Origin of the sequence: Sodalis sp. RH24, assembly GCF_047324145.1 — a bacterium.
Classification (GTDB): domain Bacteria; phylum Pseudomonadota; class Gammaproteobacteria; order Enterobacterales; family Enterobacteriaceae; genus Acerihabitans.
The window spans coordinates 2,950,461-2,965,455 of the sequence record NZ_CP178729.1 but is presented as its reverse complement, the minus strand read 5'-3'; the positions used below and the strand labels follow the sequence as shown (position 1 = coordinate 2,965,455).

Below are 14,995 nucleotides of genomic sequence, written 5' to 3'. Positions count from 1 at the left end.
GCAGCAAAATAAGGAGTGCGTTTTGGAACACCCCAACCCCTTCGACGATCCGCAACAGATTTGTCTGGTTTTGCAAAACCGCCAGGCCCAATACAGCCTCTGGCCGGATTTCAGCCCGGTGCCCGCCGGATGGACGCCGGTTTTTGGCCCGGCGCCGCGCCCGGAATGCGGCCGATGGCTGGAAACCCACTGGACCGATATGCGTCCCGCCGCGCTGCGCGGGGCATAAGCAGCGCAACCCATCGTTTTTAAGGAGTTACCGCCGTGTCAGAAATATCCTTGCCAACCGGCGCCGATGGACAGCCGGCCGAACTGCCGCTGGTGGCGGCGCAGCCCGGTATCTGGGTGGCAGACCAACTTTCCGCGCAGCCCAACGCCTATGCGGTGGCGCACTATATCGAGCTTAAGGGCGATATCGATGAAGGCTGCCTGCTGCGCGCCATCGACCAGGGCATGGGCGAAGCCGACACCCTGCGCATGCGTTTTGCCGAGCGTGACGGCATTGCGGTGCAATGGGTTGACGGCGATCTGACCTTTGACCGTCCCGATTGCGTGGATCTCAGCGCCGCCGGCGACGCCCGGAACGCCGCGCTGGCGCTGATGCAGCAGGATCTGGCGGGAGATCTGCGGGTGCTGAGCGGCAAACCGTTGTACCGGCATCTGCTGATTCGCGTGGCCCGCGATCGCTGGTTTTGGTATCAGCGCTATCATCATCTGATCGTCGACGGCTTTAGTTTTACCGCCATCACCCGCCGCATCGCCGTGCTGTATAGCGCCTTCATGCGCCGGGAAACGCCGCCGCCGTCGCCTTTTACCCCCTTTCAGGGGGTGGTGGAGGAATATCAGGCGTATTATCAGTCGGATGCCTGGCGCCGCGACGCCGCTTTCTGGCGCGAAAAAACCGGCCGACTGCCGGCGCCGGGCACGCTGTCGCTCAAACCGTTGTCCGGCCAGGCCGCCACCACCCATGTGCTGCGTTATGCGCTTGATCTCGATAGCCGGCTGTTCGCCGGCCTGGTCACGGGGGAGGAGCGCGCGCCGGGCATCGCCGATCTGGCCCTGGCGCTGGTGGCGTTATGGTTTGCCCGGCTGTGCGGGCAACCGTCCTATGCCGCCGGTTTTATCTTTATGCGCCGTATGGCCTCGGCCGCCCTGGATGCCACCGGTCCGGTGATCAATGTCCTGCCGCTGGCCGTGACCGTCGGCCCGGGGCAGACGCTGGGCGCCTTGGCCGCCGCCCTGTCCGGCGAGCTGAAGAGCCTGCGCCGCCATCAGCGTTATGATGCGGAACAGGTACTGCGCGACCTGGGCCGCACAGGGGATGAACAACCGCTGTTCGGCCCGGTATTTAATCTGAAGATGTTCGACTTCCAGCTTGATTTCGCCGGGGTGGAGGGCGTGACGCACGCGCTGGCTTCCGGGCCGGTGCGCGATCTGGAAATCGCGCTCTATCTTGGGGAAGAAACGGTAGCGGTGGAACTGGTGGCCAACGCCGAGCGGTATACCGCCGGCGAGCTGGCCGGCCATGCCCGGCGCCTGCCGCTGCTGCTGCGCCAGTTTGCCGCCGATCCCGCGCTGCCATGCAGCCAGGCCGATTTGCTGGGCGAGGCCGACCGCGCGCTGCTGGCGCGCATCAATGATACCGGTAAAACGCTGGCGCCGGATACGCTCGCCACCCTGCTGGCACGCCAGGCGTTGCGCACGCCCCAGGCCGTGGCGCTGGCGGATGCGCGGCGCCGCCTGACCTACGGCGAAACCCGCGGGCAGGTGCTGGCGCTGGCGCAACGGCTGGCGGCGCAGGGGGTGCGCCCGGGCGATATCGTCGCCGTCGCGCTCCCGCGCTCGGTATTCCTGACGCTGGCGCTGATGGCGGTTATCGAGGTGGGCGCCGCCTACCTACCGCTGGACACCGGTTATCCGGACGAGCGGCTGCAACTGATGCTGGACGATGCGCGGCCGCGGCTGATTATCACCTGCGCCGGACAGGCCGCGCGGTTCGACGGCCGCGGCGATCTGTTGCTGTATGAGGCGCCGTTGACCGCGGACCCGCGGCTGCCGCGGGATTTCCCCCGGCCGTCGGCGCATCATCCCGCTTATATTATCTATACCTCCGGGTCGACCGGACGGCCGAAAGGCGTGGTGGTGGCCCATGACGCCATCGTCAACCGGCTGCTGTGGATGCAGGATCGCTATCCGCTGAGCGCGGATGACGCGGTGCTGCAAAAAACCCCCTGTAGCTTTGACGTATCGGTGTGGGAATTTTTCTGGCCGCTTATCAACGGCGCGCGGCTGGTCATGGCGCCGCCGGACGCCCACCGCGATCCGCAGGTGTTGCTGCAGCTTATCGCCGATTACCGCGTTACCACCCTGCATTTCGTCCCCTCGATGCTGGCGGCGTTTGTCGCCTCACTTGCCGATGACGGCGCCATCGCCTGCTGCGCCACCCTGCGGCGGGTATTTTGCAGCGGCGAGGCGTTGCCCGCCGAACTGTCGCGCCTGTGGCAGCGGCGCACCGGGGTGGAGCTGCATAACCTTTACGGCCCCACCGAGGCCGCGGTGGACGTCAGCTGGTACCCGGCCCACGGCGAGACGCTGGCGGCGGTGCGCGGGGCGCATGTGCCTATCGGCTTCCCGGTATGGAATACCGGCCTGCGCATTCTTGACGGGCGGCTGCGGCCGGTGCCGCCGGGCGTTGCGGGCGATCTCTACCTGACCGGCGTTCAACTGGCCCAGGGTTACCTGGCGCGCCCGGAGCTGACCGCCAGCCGGTTCGTGGCCGATCCCGACGGCGACGGCGGGCGGATGTACCGCACCGGCGATGTTGCCCGCTGGCTGGACAACGGCGCGGTGGAGTACCTGGGCCGCAGCGATGATCAGCTTAAAATCCGCGGGCAGCGGGTGGAGTTAAGTGAAATCGATCATGCGCTGCTGTTATTGCCGGGCGTGCGCCAGGCGGTGACCCATGCCCGGGTATTGGGCGCCGCGCCTGATGGCGGCATCGGCGGCGATGCGCGGCAACTGGTCGGCTATCTGGTGGCGCAGCCGGGTGAAAGGCTGCACCCCGAGGCGCTGCGCGACGCCCTGGCCGAACGGCTGCCGGCGCATATGGTGCCGGTGGCGCTGGTCGAACTTCCGGCCCTGCCGCTCAGCGCCAACGGTAAACTGGATCGCAAGGCGCTGCCGTTACCCCAGTCGCGTCGGGCGACACGGGGGCGAGCGCCGCAAACCGCCATCGAGCGGCGGGTAGCCGCGCTGTTTGCGCAACTGTTGCAACAGGAGATCGGGTCCGTCGACGATGACTTTTTTGCCCTTGGCGGTCATTCCCTGCTGGCGATGCGGCTGGCGGCGGAGCTGCGCCGCGACGTGGGTAAGCCGGTAACCGTCGGTCAGGTAATGGTGGCCTCGACGGTGGCGCGCTTGGCCGCGCTGTTTGATGATGAGGTGGATAACGATCCTGGCGATGCTATCCGGCGTTCCGGACTGGACGCGGTCCTGCCGCTGCGCCAGGGCGAGGGCCCGCCGCTGTTTTGCTTTCATCCCGCCTCCGGTTTCGCCTGGCAGTTCAGCGTGCTGCGGCGCTATATCGATCCGCGCTGGCCGCTGGTGGGTATCCAATCGCCGCGTCCGGACGGTCCGCTGCAGCGGTGCGGCACCCTGGAGCAGGTGTGCGACGCGCATCTGCTGACGGTGCGCGGCATACAGCCGCACGGCCCTTATCATTTTATCGGCTATTCGCTGGGCGGCACGCTGGCGCAGGGCATTGCCGCCCGTTTACGCGCGGCGGGGGAAACGGTGGCGTTTCTCGGCCTGCTCGATACCTACCCGCCGGAGACGCGCAATTGGGACGCGGTGCAGGGTAAACATGTGCTGGACCCCGAAGTGCTGGAGGAAGTACGGCGCGAGCGCGAGCAGTTCATCGCCGCGCAACAGGGTATTGCGGAGCCGGCGGGGGACGAACAGCGGCGGCTGTTCGATGCCATCGAGGGCAACTATGCGGATTCGGTACGCCTGCTGGCGGCCAGCCGCAGCGCGTATTTTGCCGGGGAAGCCACGCTGTTCGTGGCCCGGCGCACGCTGCCCGCCGCTATGGACGTGCGCCGGACCTGGTCAGATTATGTGGACCGGCTGCGCGTGCACGAACTGGACTGCGCCCATGTGGATATTATTTCGCCCGCGTCGTTCCAGGTGCTCGGACCCTTGCTTAACCAGGCGCTCAGGGAACTGTAGGCGTCAGCCCCGGCCCAGCGGCACGATCATCGGCGTATGGGATACCGGATCGTCGATGATCATGCAGCGCAGGCCGAATACCGCCTCCACCAGTTCGGCGGTGACGATGTCCACGGGCGCCCCCTGGGCCAGGATACGCCCGTCGCGCATCGCCACCAGATGGGTGGCGTAGCGGCAGGCGTGATTAAGATCGTGCAGCACCACCACCAGCGTATGGCCGGCGCGGTGCAACTCGCGCATCAGCTCCAGCAGGTCTATTTGATGGGCGATATCCAGCCAGGTGGTGGGTTCGTCCAGCAGCAGCAGCGGCGTTTGCTGCGCCAGCACCATGGCGATCCAGACCCGCTGCCGCTGGCCGCCGGACAGGGTATCCACCGGCCGTTCCGCCAGCCCGGCGACGCCGGTGGCGCGCATCGCTTCCTGCACCGCTTGTTCATCGCGCCCGCTCCAGCGGCTTAATAGCGATTGATGCGGGTAGCGTCCGCGCGCCACCAGATCGCCCACCGTGATATCCCCGGGCGCGCTGGAGCTTTGCGGCAACAATCCCAGGCGCCGCGCCACCTCCTTGGTGGCGTAGGCGCCGATCTCCCGGCCGTCCAGCCATACGGTGCCCTCGCCTGGCCGCATCAGGCGGCTGAGCGTGCGCAGCAACGTCGATTTGCCGCAGGCGTTGGGGCCGATGATCACCGTCAGTTCACCATCGGGGATGGTGATGGACAGATCGCGGGCAATCACTTTTTTATCATAGGCGAGCGTAAGATTTTCCGCCCGCAGGCGGCTGGACGACGGGGTAAGGGCGCTCATTTTTTTCGCGACTCCCGGATTAATAAGCCGATCAGATAGAGGCCGCCGATGCTGACGGTAACCACCCCGACCGGAAGCTGATAAGGCGTAAACATACGCTGTGCGGCGAGGTCGGCCGCCAGCAACAGCAGCGCGCCGGTCAGGGCCGCCAGGGGGATCGCCAGGGTTTGGCTGCCCGCCAGGCGGCGTGAAATCTGCGGCGCCACCAGGGCGATAAAGGAAATGGGGCCGGCGGCGGCCGTGGCGGCGGCGGTCAGGGCCACGCCCGCCAGCATCAATCCTAGTCGCGATCTTTCCACCGGCACGCCGAGCGCGCAGGCGGCGTCATCGCCCATTTCCAACAGGCGCATGCGCCGCGACAAAGCCAGGGCCAGGGCAAAGGCCAGGACAATCGGCACGGCCACCGGCGGGCATTTCGCCCAGGTCATGCCGTTAAGCGATCCGGCGCTCCATAGCCCGGCGGTCAGGGCGGATTCCAGCGAAGCGCTGACCACCAGCCAGGTGTTAAGCGATACCAGCAGGGCGCGAACGGCAATGCCGACGATAATGAGCCGGAAGGTCTGGATGCCGTTGCGCCAGGCCAGCAGGTAGACTATGGCGGCGGTCAGCAGGCCGCCGGCAAGGGCCGCGCCGGTTATGCCCAGATAGCTGCTGTTGAACAGCACTATCGCTATCAATACGGCGCTGTGCGCGCCGGTATTGAAACCCATGACATCCGGGCTGCCGAGCGGGTTGCGCATCAACGACTGGAAAATAGCGCCGCTGGCGCCCAACGCCGCGCCCAGCAATAACGCCATCGCCACCCTGGGCAGCCGCCATTGCGTCACGATAACCTGGATATTGTGCGCCGCCGCGCCGCGCAGGGCGTCCACCACCTGCCGGGCCGGAAGCGGGAGCGACCCGGCGCCGAGGGCGTAAATCGCCAGCGCAAGGCAGGCAAGCAGCAGGATGCCGACGGTCAGCGACGTCCTGATCCGGGCGTGCCGGTTCGCCAGCATCACCGGCTTATCATCCGGTGGCGGCGTACCAGGGCTATCAGCACCGGCGCGCCGAGCAGCGCCGTTATCACCGATACGCGCAGCTCGCCGGGCACCATCACCCGGCCCGCCATATCGCTGCCCAGCAGCAGCAGCGGCGTAAGCAGCAGCGTCCAGGGCAGCAGCCAGCGGTGGTCCGGGCCGGCTATCCAGCGCGCGATATGCGGCATCATCAGCCCGATAAAGGCTATCGGCCCCGCCAGCGCCGTAGCCGCGCCGCATAACAGGGTAATGGCCGCCAGGCCGAGCAGCTGCGTCAGGCCCACCCGCGAGCCCAGCGCCGTCGCCAGTTCGCTGCCCATGCCCAGGGTATTGAGCGCCCGCGTTAGCCAAAGCGTCAGACCGGTGCCCAGGACGATAGGCCAGATAACGGCGTTTACCGCCGCCATGCTGCGGATATCCAGCGAACCGGCCTGCCAGAAGCGCAATTGGTCGTAGACCAGGGGATTGAGCAAGGAAATACCGGAGGCCATGCCGTCCAGCACCGCGCCCAGCGCCACGCCCGCCAGGGTGAGGCGAATGGGGTTCAGCCGCCCGCCGCCTGCCGCGCCGATTAACGCCACCAGCAGGGCGGCGGCCAGCGCGCCGGCAAAGGCAAACCACAGGTAGCGATCGATGGAGGCGGCGCCGAAAAAGGTGATGCCCAGCACCACGGCGAACCCCGCGCCGGCGTTGACGCCAAGAATGCCGGGGTCGGCCAGCGGATTGCGGGTCAGGGTTTGCATCAGGGCGCCGGACAGCCCCAGGGCGATGCCCGCAAGCAACCCGGCCAGCGTGCGCGGCAGGCGGCTCTCGAGGATAATAATACAATCCGGGCTGCGGCAGGCGCCGGTCAGCGCGGGCAATACCTGGTCGGCGGGAATGGTTTTGGCGCCGATAAACAGGCTCGCCGCCATCAATAATGCCAACAGCACGCCGCTTAACAGCAATCCGTAATAATGGCGCATAAAAGGCTAAACCATAAATTATATGATAATGATATTTATTATCGTTATTACTCGCAATAACTTATGATAGCATGACTGCTTCCCTGATTGCAGCGCCCAGTGGCGTCGAATTCCCCGGATAGTTAGCGTCTTATGCAAAAACCCTCGTATTTACTCGATATCAGCCTGCTGAAAACCCACCCCGCCTTCCGGGCGGTTTTTATCGCGCGGTTTTTGTCCATCCTGGCGCTCGGCATGCTGGCGGTGGCGGTGCCGGTGCAGATACAGGCCATGACGGGGTCCACCCTGCAGGTCGGGCTGGCGGTGACGCTGGCGGGCGGCGGTATGTTCGTCGGCCTGCTGGCCGGCGGGGTGATGGCGGATCGCCGCGAGCGGCGCGGGCTTATCCTGTTTGCCCGCGCAACCTGCGGGGTGGGGTTTATCGGCCTGTGCCTTAACGCGCTGCTGCCGGTACCGTCCCTGTTCGCGATTTATCTGCTGGCGGTGTGGGATGGTTTTTTTGGCGCGGTGGGGGTGACGGCGCTGCTGGCCGCCACGCCGTCGCTGGTCGGGCGGGAAAATGTCATGCAGGCGGGCGCCATCAGCATGCTGACCGTGCGCTTCGGCGCCATTTTATCACCGGCGGCGGGCGGCCTGGTCATCGCCTCCGGCGGGGTGGCCTGGAACTACGGGCTGGCGGCGCTCGGCACGCTGCTGACGCTGTTGCCGCTGCTGCGCCTGCCCAGGCTGGCGCCGCCTCCCCAGCCCCGGGAACACCCGTTACACGCGCTGGCCGGCGGCATGGCCTATCTGTTTCGTCATAAAACCATCGGCCTGGTGGCGCTGATCGGCGCATTGCTGACCATGGCAAGCGCGGTACGGGTGCTTTACCCGGCGCTGGCGATAAGCTGGCATATCAACGCCGCCCGGCTGGGGTTGATGTACGCGGCGGTGCCCCTGGGCGCGGCGATAGGCGCGTTTACCAGCGGCCGCGTCGCCGCCACGGCGCGGCCGGGAAGAATGCTGTTGCTTACCGCCGTCATGGCGTTTATCTGCGTCGCGGCATGCAGCCTGATGCCGTTCTACGCGCTGGCGCTGCTGTGTCTGGCGGGCTTTGGTTATTTCAGCGCCATCAACTCGCTGCTGCAATATGCATTGATACAACAGCTGACGCCGGATCATCTGCTGGGCCGCATCAACGGCCTGTGGACCGCGCAGAACGTCACCGGCGACGCGCTGGGGGCGCTGGTATTGGGGGGATTGGGCACCCTGATGCCGCCGGGGCTGGCCGCCGCGGCGTTCGGCCTGGCGGCGGCCCTGGCGGGGCTACTGCCGGCGCTGGCGCTGCGGGGCCTGCGCGCCGTGGATATGGCGCGGCATCGGGATCAGGGCCGGCCGGCGGATGAAATCCCGCCCGCCGGCCGCAGTGAGCCATAACCGCCATGAATCCCCGCCCGGCCGGGAATGGCCGCGGCATGACGCGGTTAGCCACGCGGCAGGACGGGGAAAGATCACGGCTTGGCGAACAGCTGTTCCAGGCGGGCCAGCACATTGCTGGCGCTGTAGTAATCAAGGCGGAAGGTGTCGTTGCCAAGGGCGTAGACCCGGCGGTTTTGCACCGCCGGCAGATGCGCCAGGAACGGATTGGCCAAGAGCAACCGGGCGCTGGCGTCATCGCCGGCAAACAGCAGGAAGGCTTGCCCGTTCAGGCCGGCGGCCAGGTTTTCGCCGGACAGCTGGACGATGTCCTTGCGCACGCCCATGCTTCGGCCGCCGACGGGGGGGGCGGGCGGTTCGGCCAGCGTAAAGCCCAGCTGGCGCAGCAGCTGGCCCTGCGGCGAATCGGCGGTCCACAGGTTGGCGGCTTTGCCGTCCGGCTGGTATACCAGGGCGGATACCGGCTGCGGCGGCAGCGCCAGATGCTGTTTCAGCGTCTGCCGGCGGGCGTCGAAGCGGGCGATGACCTCCGCGGCCTGCGCTTCATGGCCGGTGGCTTGTCCCAGCTCCCGGGCCAGGTCCTGCCAGCTTTTATCGTCATAATTGACCACCAGGGTCGGCGCCAGCGGTGACAACTGATCGTAAAGGCGCAGGGCCGAATCGCCGCCGGTGGCGGCGATAATAATCAAATCGGGATTCTGGCCGGCGATGGCCTCGGCATCCGGTTCGCCGATGTACAGGCGTTTGACGCCGCGCTGCCGGGCGACATCGCTCCATTGGCGAAAAAAGCCCTGCTCGTCCGCGACCCGGTTATTCGGCGTGGTGGCGCCGCTGGCTATCACCGGCGCCCCGATGGCCAATAGCGAGCCGGTAAGGGTGACGCTTGTGGATACGATGCGCTGCGGCATGTGATCCAGGGTAATGGCGCCATGCGCGCCCGCCACCTGCCGCGGCCAGCCGTTTTCAGCGGCGCGCGGGGACGCGGCCGCCAGCAGTAAGGGCAGGGCCATCAGGGCGAGCCAATTGCAGGCGGATCGGCGCCGGGACAATAGAGTGATCATGTCTGGTATTCCTGGGGTAGGGGCTGGTTTTGTCCGCCTTATGATGACAAAAAACGGGCAATCAAATCCACCCTTGCGCGGGTGAGGCAGTGTTTACGTTCATTGACACGGCAGATTCTACGACGTAGTTTATGTGCTATCAATACAAATGATAATTATTATTATTGTGTTTATCATTTGATAATAGCGGAGATCGTCACGTGGAATTTTCATTGTTTCGACAGACAACACCAGGCGACGCGGATGCCATTATAAACGGATTTTTTTTCATGTCGCCTTATCGCAGCTTCGTTACCCAGGGTCGTTTCTGCGCCATCAGCGCGCCCGCGGGCAGGGGTGATCAGCCCGATGGCGTGTTTCAGCGGGAGCTGCGCCACGCCTTCCGGCGCGCCAGAAACGCCGGCATTGAACGGCCGCTGGTGGTGGGGGCCATTCCCTTCGATGCCGACCGGCCCGCGGCGCTGTTTATCCCGCAGCGCAGCCAGGGGTTCGATCGCGAGATGTTTTTGCAAAGCCGGAATGTGCCCGCCGAACCCTTGCCGCAGGTAACCGGCAAAATCGAGCGACCGCCGGAGCGCGACTTTAAACACATGGTGGCGCGGGCGGTGGAGGCCACCGGCCAGCAACGGCTGAGTAAAGTGGTGCTCGCGCGCCTGCTGGATATCACCACCCGGGAACCGGTGAATACCGCGGCCCTGATGCGGCGCATCGCGGCCCAAAATCCCGCCAGTTACAATTTCCATGTTCCCCTCGACAACGGCGCCCTGCTGGGCGCCAGCCCGGAGCTGCTGCTGCGCAAGACCGGCAACCGGTTTTACTCCACGCCGCTGGCGGGTTCCGCCCGGCGCGACGCCGAGCCGGGCCGTGACGCCGCCGCCGGCCGCCAATTGCTGGATTCAGTCAAGGACCGCTATGAGCATCAGCTGGTTATCGACCAGATGCGCGAAGTGCTGGCGCCCTACAGCGCGGGTTTAAACGTGCCGCCCGTACCCGGCCTGGTCAATACGCCCACCCTTTGGCATCTGGCCACCGCCATCGACGGCGAGGTGGCGGACCCCGCCGTCAACGCCCTGGCGCTGGCCTGCCTGTTGCATCCCACGCCCGCGCTGTGCGGCGCCCCCACCGATCGCGCGCGCCGCTTAATCCAGACCCTGGAACCCTTCGACCGCGATCTGTTCGGCGGCATGGTGGGCTGGTGCGACGAGGAGGGCAATGGCGAATGGGTGGTAACCATCCGCTGCGCCAGGGTGGCGGGCAACCAGGTGCGGCTGTTCGCCGGCGCCGGCATCGTGCCCGCCTCCATCCCCGACGCGGAGTGGCGCGAAACCGGCGTCAAGCTCGATACCATGCTGAGCGCGTTCGGATTGCATTAACAGGAGAGATGATGAGCATTGTATTTAACCGTTGGCCGGATGAGTTCGCGGCCCGCTACCGCGCCAGGGGATACTGGCTGGATTTGCCCCTGACCGATATTATCGACCGCCGTAAAGACAGCGGCGCGCTGGCGGTGGCCTGCGGCGAGCGCCGCCTGAGCTACCGGGATGTCAACACCTTGTCCGACCGGCTGGCCGCGGCCCTTGCCCGGCGCGGGCTGGCGGCGGGGGATACCGCGCTGGTGCAGTTGGGCAACGTGGCGGAATTTTATCTGGTGCTGTTCGCCCTGCTGAAAATCGGCGTGGCGCCGGTAAATGCCCTGTTCAGCCACCAGCGCAGCGAACTTACCGCCTATGCGCTGCAAATCAGGCCGGCGCTGCTGATTGCCGACCGGCAGCATGGGCTGTTCAGCGATAATGGCTTTATCGATGAACTGCGGCGGCAGTATCCGTCGCTGCGGGTGGTGGCGATGCGCGGCGACGACGCGCCGCAAACAAGTTTACAGGCATTATTCGACGAAGCGCCGGGCGCGTTCACCGCCGCCCCGTCGCCCGCCGACGAGGTGGCCTTTTTCCAGCTATCCGGCGGCAGCACCGGCACGCCGAAGCTGATTCCGCGCACCCATAACGACTATTACTACAGTATTCGCGCCAGCGTGGACATCTGCCGTTTCGATGAGGATACCCGCTACCTGTGCGCGCTGCCCGCGGCCCATAACTACCCGCTGAGCTCGCCGGGCGCGCTGGGCGTGTTTTACGGCGGCGGCAGCGTGGTACTGGCCAGCGATCCGAGCGCCAACGTCTGTTTCCCGCTGATAGCGCAGCACCGGATCACCGTCACCGGGCTGGTGCCGCCCGCCGTGACGCTGTGGCTGCAGGCGATGGAACAATGGGGCGACAGCGGGCAGCTGGCCAGCCTGCAATTATTGCAGGTCGGCGGCGCCAAGCTTGGCGAGGCCCTGGCCGCGCGCATTCCGGCGGAGCTGGGCTGCCGGCTGCAGCAGGTGTTCGGCATGGCCGAAGGGCTGGTGAACTACACCCGGCTGGACGATGACGACGAACATATCTTTACCACCCAGGGCCGTCCGATATCGCCGGATGATGAAGTCTGGGTGGCCGACGGGCAGGGCAATCCGCTGCCGCCGGGCCGCGTGGGACGCCTGATGACGCGCGGGCCCTATACGTTTCGCGGCTATTACCAAAGCCCGGAGCACAACGCCGCGGCGTTTGACGCCGACGGGTTTTATTGTTCCGGCGATTTAATCGAGCTGACGGACGACGGCTACCTGAAAGTACAGGGACGCGAAAAAGATCAGATCAACCGCGGCGGGGAAAAGATTGCCGCCGAAGAAGTCGAGAACCTGTTGCTGCGCCATCCGCACGTGGTGAATGCGGCCCTGGTATCCATGACCGATGCGCTGATGGGGGAAAAGAGCTGCGCCTATATTGTCGTTACGCAGGAGATCAAACCGGTGGCGCTGCGCCGTCATTTGCGCCAGCTGGGGGTGGCGGAATTTAAACTGCCCGACCGTTTTGAACGGGTGGACGCATTGCCCCTTACGCCGGTGGGCAAGGTCGATAAAAAACGACTGCGCCTGCTGATCGACGCCGCCACCGCCACCCCCGCCACAGGAGAAAAATAAATGGCCATCCCGAAACTGGTTTCCTATGCCATGCCCACCCCGGCGGAACTGCCCGCCAATAAGGTCAACTGGGCCTTTGAACCGCAGCGCGCGGCGCTGCTTATCCATGATATGCAAGAATATTTCCTTAACTTTTGGGGCGGGGACAGCGCGCTGGTCAGCCGGCTGGTGGAGAATATCGCCGCCCTGCGCCGCTACTGTAAATCGCAGGGCATTCCGGTGTTTTACACCGCCCAGCCGGCGCGGCAGAGCGAGGAAGATCGCGGGCTGTTAAACGATATGTGGGGGCCGGGGTTAAACCAGTATCCCGAACAGCAGGCGGTCATCGCCGCCCTCGCGCCCGACGCCGATGACCAGGTCCTGGTCAAATGGCGTTACAGCGCCTTTCACCGCGCCCCGCTGGCGGATATGCTGGCCGAGCGCGGCCGCAACCAGCTTATTATCTGCGGCGTTTATGCGCATATCGGCTGCCTGATGACCGCCGCCGATGCGTTTATGCGCAATATCAAACCGTTGCTGGTGGCGGACGCCCTGGCCGATTTTACCCGCGACGACCATCTGATGGCCCTGCGTTATGCCGCCGGCCGCTGCGGGCGCGTGCTGATGACCGCCGATTTGTTGCCGGCGCCCATCAGCAAGGCGCACCTGCGCGCGCTGATCCTGCCGATGCTCGACGACGACTGCGGTGATTTGGGCGATGATGACAACCTGATCGACTACGGCCTGGATTCGGTGCGCATCATGACGCTGGCCACCCGCTGGCGGCAGGCGCGCGCGGGGCTGGATTTTGTCGCGCTGGCGCGGAACCCGACCCTTAACGGCTGGTGGCAATTACTGGCGCCGGAGCATAACGTATGACTATCAGCCTGGATTTCAGCGGTAAGCGCGTCTGGGTGACCGGCGCCGGTCAGGGCATCGGCTACCAGACCGCGCTGGCGTTCAGCGAGGCCGGAGCCGACGTGGTCGGACTGGACCGGCGCTTTGCCGGCGACGGCTACCCGTTTCGCACGCAATTGCTGGATATCACCGATGCCCCCCAGGTCGGACGGGTGTGCGGGGCGCTGCTTGAGGAAAACCCACGGCTGGATGTCCTGGTCAACGGCGCCGGCATCCTGCGCATGGGGGCCACCGATAGCCTGGACCTCCAGGACTGGCAAGACTGCATGGCGGTCAACGCCGGCGGCGCGTTTAACCTTTTTCGCCATACCCTGCCGGTATTTCGCCGCCAGCGGGCAGGCGTCATCGTCAGCATCGCCTCCAACGCCGCCCACGTGCCGCGCGTGGGCATGTCCGCCTACTGCGCCTCGAAAGCGGCGCTGAGAAGCCTGTGCATGACCGTCGGGCTGGAAATGGCGCCGTTCGGGGTGCGCTGCAACCTGGTGTCGCCCGGCTCGACCGATACGCCGATGCAGCGCGGCCTGTGGCAAAGCGCGGATGCGGAACAGCGGACCATTGCCGGGTTTCCCGGGCAATTCAAGCTGGGCATTCCGCTGGGGAAAATCGCCCGGCCGCGCGAGATTGCCGACGCGGTGCTGTTCCTGGCCTCGGAACATGCCGGCCATATTACCTTGCAGGATATCGTCATCGACGGCGGCGCGACCCTTGCCGCCTGATGCCGTTACGGCCCGCCGGGCGATAACGCCGGCGGGCATGTTTCATCGCCGGCCGGCCTGAGTCAGTGCCAGCCCAGCCGGTTGCTCAATACTAGTGCATGGCGTTTCACCGCCGCGATAATATCCTCGCGCCGCTCGGCGAAACGGCTGGAAAGGGCCGCCACATTCAGCGCGGCCACGGTTTCCCCCTTGGCGTTCAGCACCGGCGCCGCCACCCCCGAACCGCCGATATCCATCTCCTGATCCGACACCGCGAAGCCGTCCCGGCGGGCCTTGGCGATATGCTGGCGGATAAGATCGCGGTCCACCAGGGTATGCCGGGTGTACTGCACGATGCGTTCATGGGCGAGGTAACGCTCGATCTGGCCGTCGTCCCGGGCGGCCAGCAGGGCGCGCCCCATGGCGGTGCAATAGGACGGCAGGCAACTGCCCAGCGGCGACTCGTAACGCACCGGTTGGGTGCCGCTGCAACGCTCCAGGGTTTTCAGCCGGCAATCGCGGTTCAGTACCCCGAGCATGATGGTTTCGCCGCAGCCGTCGCGCAGCTCGCGCATCACCGGCCCGGCCAGTTCAATCAGCCTGGCCTCCGGCCCGCAAATCCAGCCCGGGCCGTTGCGGTACGTGTCGTTCAGCGTATACCGATCCGCCTCGCCGCGCACCGCATAGCCGCGCGCCACCAGGGTCGCCAGCAGGTTATGGGTGCTGCTTTTCGGGTAGCCCAACTCGTCCACCACCTCTTTCAGGGCGAGCGGTTTTTCTGCCTGCGCCAGTAGTTCGAGTACTTCCAATACGCGCACCGCGCTTTTGACTTCGTTCATGTATGTGAACCCTATTCTTGTTGCTGAACTTATTTTTACTGTGTTAGAACTCGGAA

12 protein-coding genes are annotated in these 14,995 nt (G+C 65.6%); 7 read left to right on the top strand and 5 right to left on the bottom strand.

The window, feature by feature from the left end; genetic code table 11:
* The first annotated feature begins 22 nt into the window (after window positions 1-22).
* A complete protein-coding gene (locus tag ACL2XG_RS13535; protein ID WP_410012406.1) occupies window positions 23-229 on the top strand; it encodes an MbtH family protein in 207 nt (68 codons plus the stop codon).
* A gap of 35 nt (window positions 230-264) precedes the next feature.
* Window positions 265-4,227, top strand: coding sequence for an enterobactin synthase subunit F (locus ACL2XG_RS13530; RefSeq protein ID WP_413721973.1), 3,963 nt, complete (start codon window positions 265-267; stop codon window positions 4,225-4,227).
* Between the two features lie 3 nt (window positions 4,228-4,230).
* Here the strand turns inward: ACL2XG_RS13530 and ACL2XG_RS13525 are convergent, their stop codons facing one another.
* From ACL2XG_RS13525 to fepD, 3 genes are read right to left on the bottom strand one after another with little or no spacing between them, the layout of a single operon-like run.
* On the bottom strand, window positions 4,231-5,031 hold the full coding sequence (locus ACL2XG_RS13525) for an ATP-binding cassette domain-containing protein (protein WP_413721974.1): 801 nt from the start codon (window positions 5,029-5,031) through the stop codon (window positions 4,231-4,233).
* Complete coding sequence (gene fepG / locus ACL2XG_RS13520) at window positions 5,028-6,029, bottom strand: iron-enterobactin ABC transporter permease (RefSeq protein WP_413723534.1); 1,002 nt, start codon at window positions 6,027-6,029, stop codon at window positions 5,028-5,030. The genes ACL2XG_RS13525 and fepG overlap by 4 nt, the downstream gene beginning before the upstream one ends.
* A complete protein-coding gene (fepD, locus tag ACL2XG_RS13515) occupies window positions 6,029-7,015 on the bottom strand; it encodes a Fe(3+)-siderophore ABC transporter permease (protein ID WP_410012402.1) in 987 nt (328 codons plus the stop codon). The genes fepG and fepD overlap by 1 nt, the downstream gene beginning before the upstream one ends.
* Before the next feature lie 132 nt (window positions 7,016-7,147).
* On the opposite strand from fepD, the gene entS reads away from it, so the two are divergent.
* Window positions 7,148-8,431, top strand: coding sequence for an enterobactin transporter EntS (gene entS / locus ACL2XG_RS13510; RefSeq protein WP_410012401.1), 1,284 nt, complete (start codon window positions 7,148-7,150; stop codon window positions 8,429-8,431).
* 74 nt (window positions 8,432-8,505) lie between these two features.
* Here the strand turns inward: entS and fepB are convergent, their stop codons facing one another.
* Window positions 8,506-9,441: a Fe2+-enterobactin ABC transporter substrate-binding protein gene (fepB, locus tag ACL2XG_RS13505; RefSeq protein WP_413723535.1), complete on the bottom strand. Its 936-nt coding sequence runs from the start codon at window positions 9,439-9,441 to the stop codon at window positions 8,506-8,508.
* 251 nt (window positions 9,442-9,692) lie between these two features.
* On the opposite strand from fepB, the gene ACL2XG_RS13500 reads away from it, so the two are divergent.
* The 4 genes from ACL2XG_RS13500 to dhbA are packed head-to-tail and all read left to right on the top strand — an operon-like array spanning window position 9,693 to window position 14,121.
* Complete coding sequence (locus ACL2XG_RS13500) at window positions 9,693-10,865, top strand: isochorismate synthase (protein ID WP_413721975.1); 1,173 nt, start codon at window positions 9,693-9,695, stop codon at window positions 10,863-10,865.
* A gap of 11 nt (window positions 10,866-10,876) precedes the next feature.
* The gene (locus ACL2XG_RS13495; protein ID WP_413723536.1) at window positions 10,877-12,508 is read left to right on the top strand and encodes a (2,3-dihydroxybenzoyl)adenylate synthase; all 1,632 of its coding nucleotides are present in this window, start codon (window positions 10,877-10,879) and stop codon (window positions 12,506-12,508) included.
* Complete coding sequence (locus ACL2XG_RS13490) at window positions 12,509-13,366, top strand: isochorismatase family protein (protein ID WP_413721976.1); 858 nt, start codon at window positions 12,509-12,511, stop codon at window positions 13,364-13,366.
* Window positions 13,363-14,121 carry a 2,3-dihydro-2,3-dihydroxybenzoate dehydrogenase gene (gene dhbA, locus ACL2XG_RS13485; protein WP_413721977.1) on the top strand — a complete coding sequence of 253 codons (759 nt, stop codon included), beginning with the start codon at window positions 13,363-13,365 and terminating at the stop codon, window positions 14,119-14,121. The genes ACL2XG_RS13490 and dhbA overlap by 4 nt, the downstream gene beginning before the upstream one ends.
* A 62-nt stretch (window positions 14,122-14,183) precedes the next feature.
* Here the strand turns inward: dhbA and ACL2XG_RS13480 are convergent, their stop codons facing one another.
* Window positions 14,184-14,939, bottom strand: coding sequence for an IclR family transcriptional regulator (locus ACL2XG_RS13480; RefSeq protein WP_413721978.1), 756 nt, complete (start codon window positions 14,937-14,939; stop codon window positions 14,184-14,186).
* Window positions 14,940-14,995: the final 56 nt, after the last annotated feature.

Bases quoted from the DNA above. Each gene is read 5' to 3' on its own strand.
- ACL2XG_RS13525 (WP_413721974.1), bottom strand. From the start codon at position 5,031: ATGAGCGCCCTTACCCCGTCGTCCAGCCGCCTGCGGGCGGAAAATCTT.
- fepG (WP_413723534.1), bottom strand. From the start codon at position 6,029: ATGCTGGCGAACCGGCACGCCCGGATCAGGACGTCGCTGACCGTCGGC.
- fepD (WP_410012402.1), bottom strand. From the start codon at position 7,015: ATGCGCCATTATTACGGATTGCTGTTAAGCGGCGTGCTGTTGGCATTA.
- entS (WP_410012401.1), top strand. From the start codon at position 7,148: ATGCAAAAACCCTCGTATTTACTCGATATCAGCCTGCTGAAAACCCAC.
- fepB (WP_413723535.1), bottom strand. From the start codon at position 9,441: ATGGCCCTGCCCTTACTGCTGGCGGCCGCGTCCCCGCGCGCCGCTGAA.
- ACL2XG_RS13495 (WP_413723536.1), top strand. From the start codon at position 10,877: ATGAGCATTGTATTTAACCGTTGGCCGGATGAGTTCGCGGCCCGCTAC.
- ACL2XG_RS13490 (WP_413721976.1), top strand. From the start codon at position 12,509: ATGGCCATCCCGAAACTGGTTTCCTATGCCATGCCCACCCCGGCGGAA.
- dhbA (WP_413721977.1), top strand. From the start codon at position 13,363: ATGACTATCAGCCTGGATTTCAGCGGTAAGCGCGTCTGGGTGACCGGC.
- ACL2XG_RS13480 (WP_413721978.1), bottom strand. From the start codon at position 14,939: ATGAACGAAGTCAAAAGCGCGGTGCGCGTATTGGAAGTACTCGAACTA.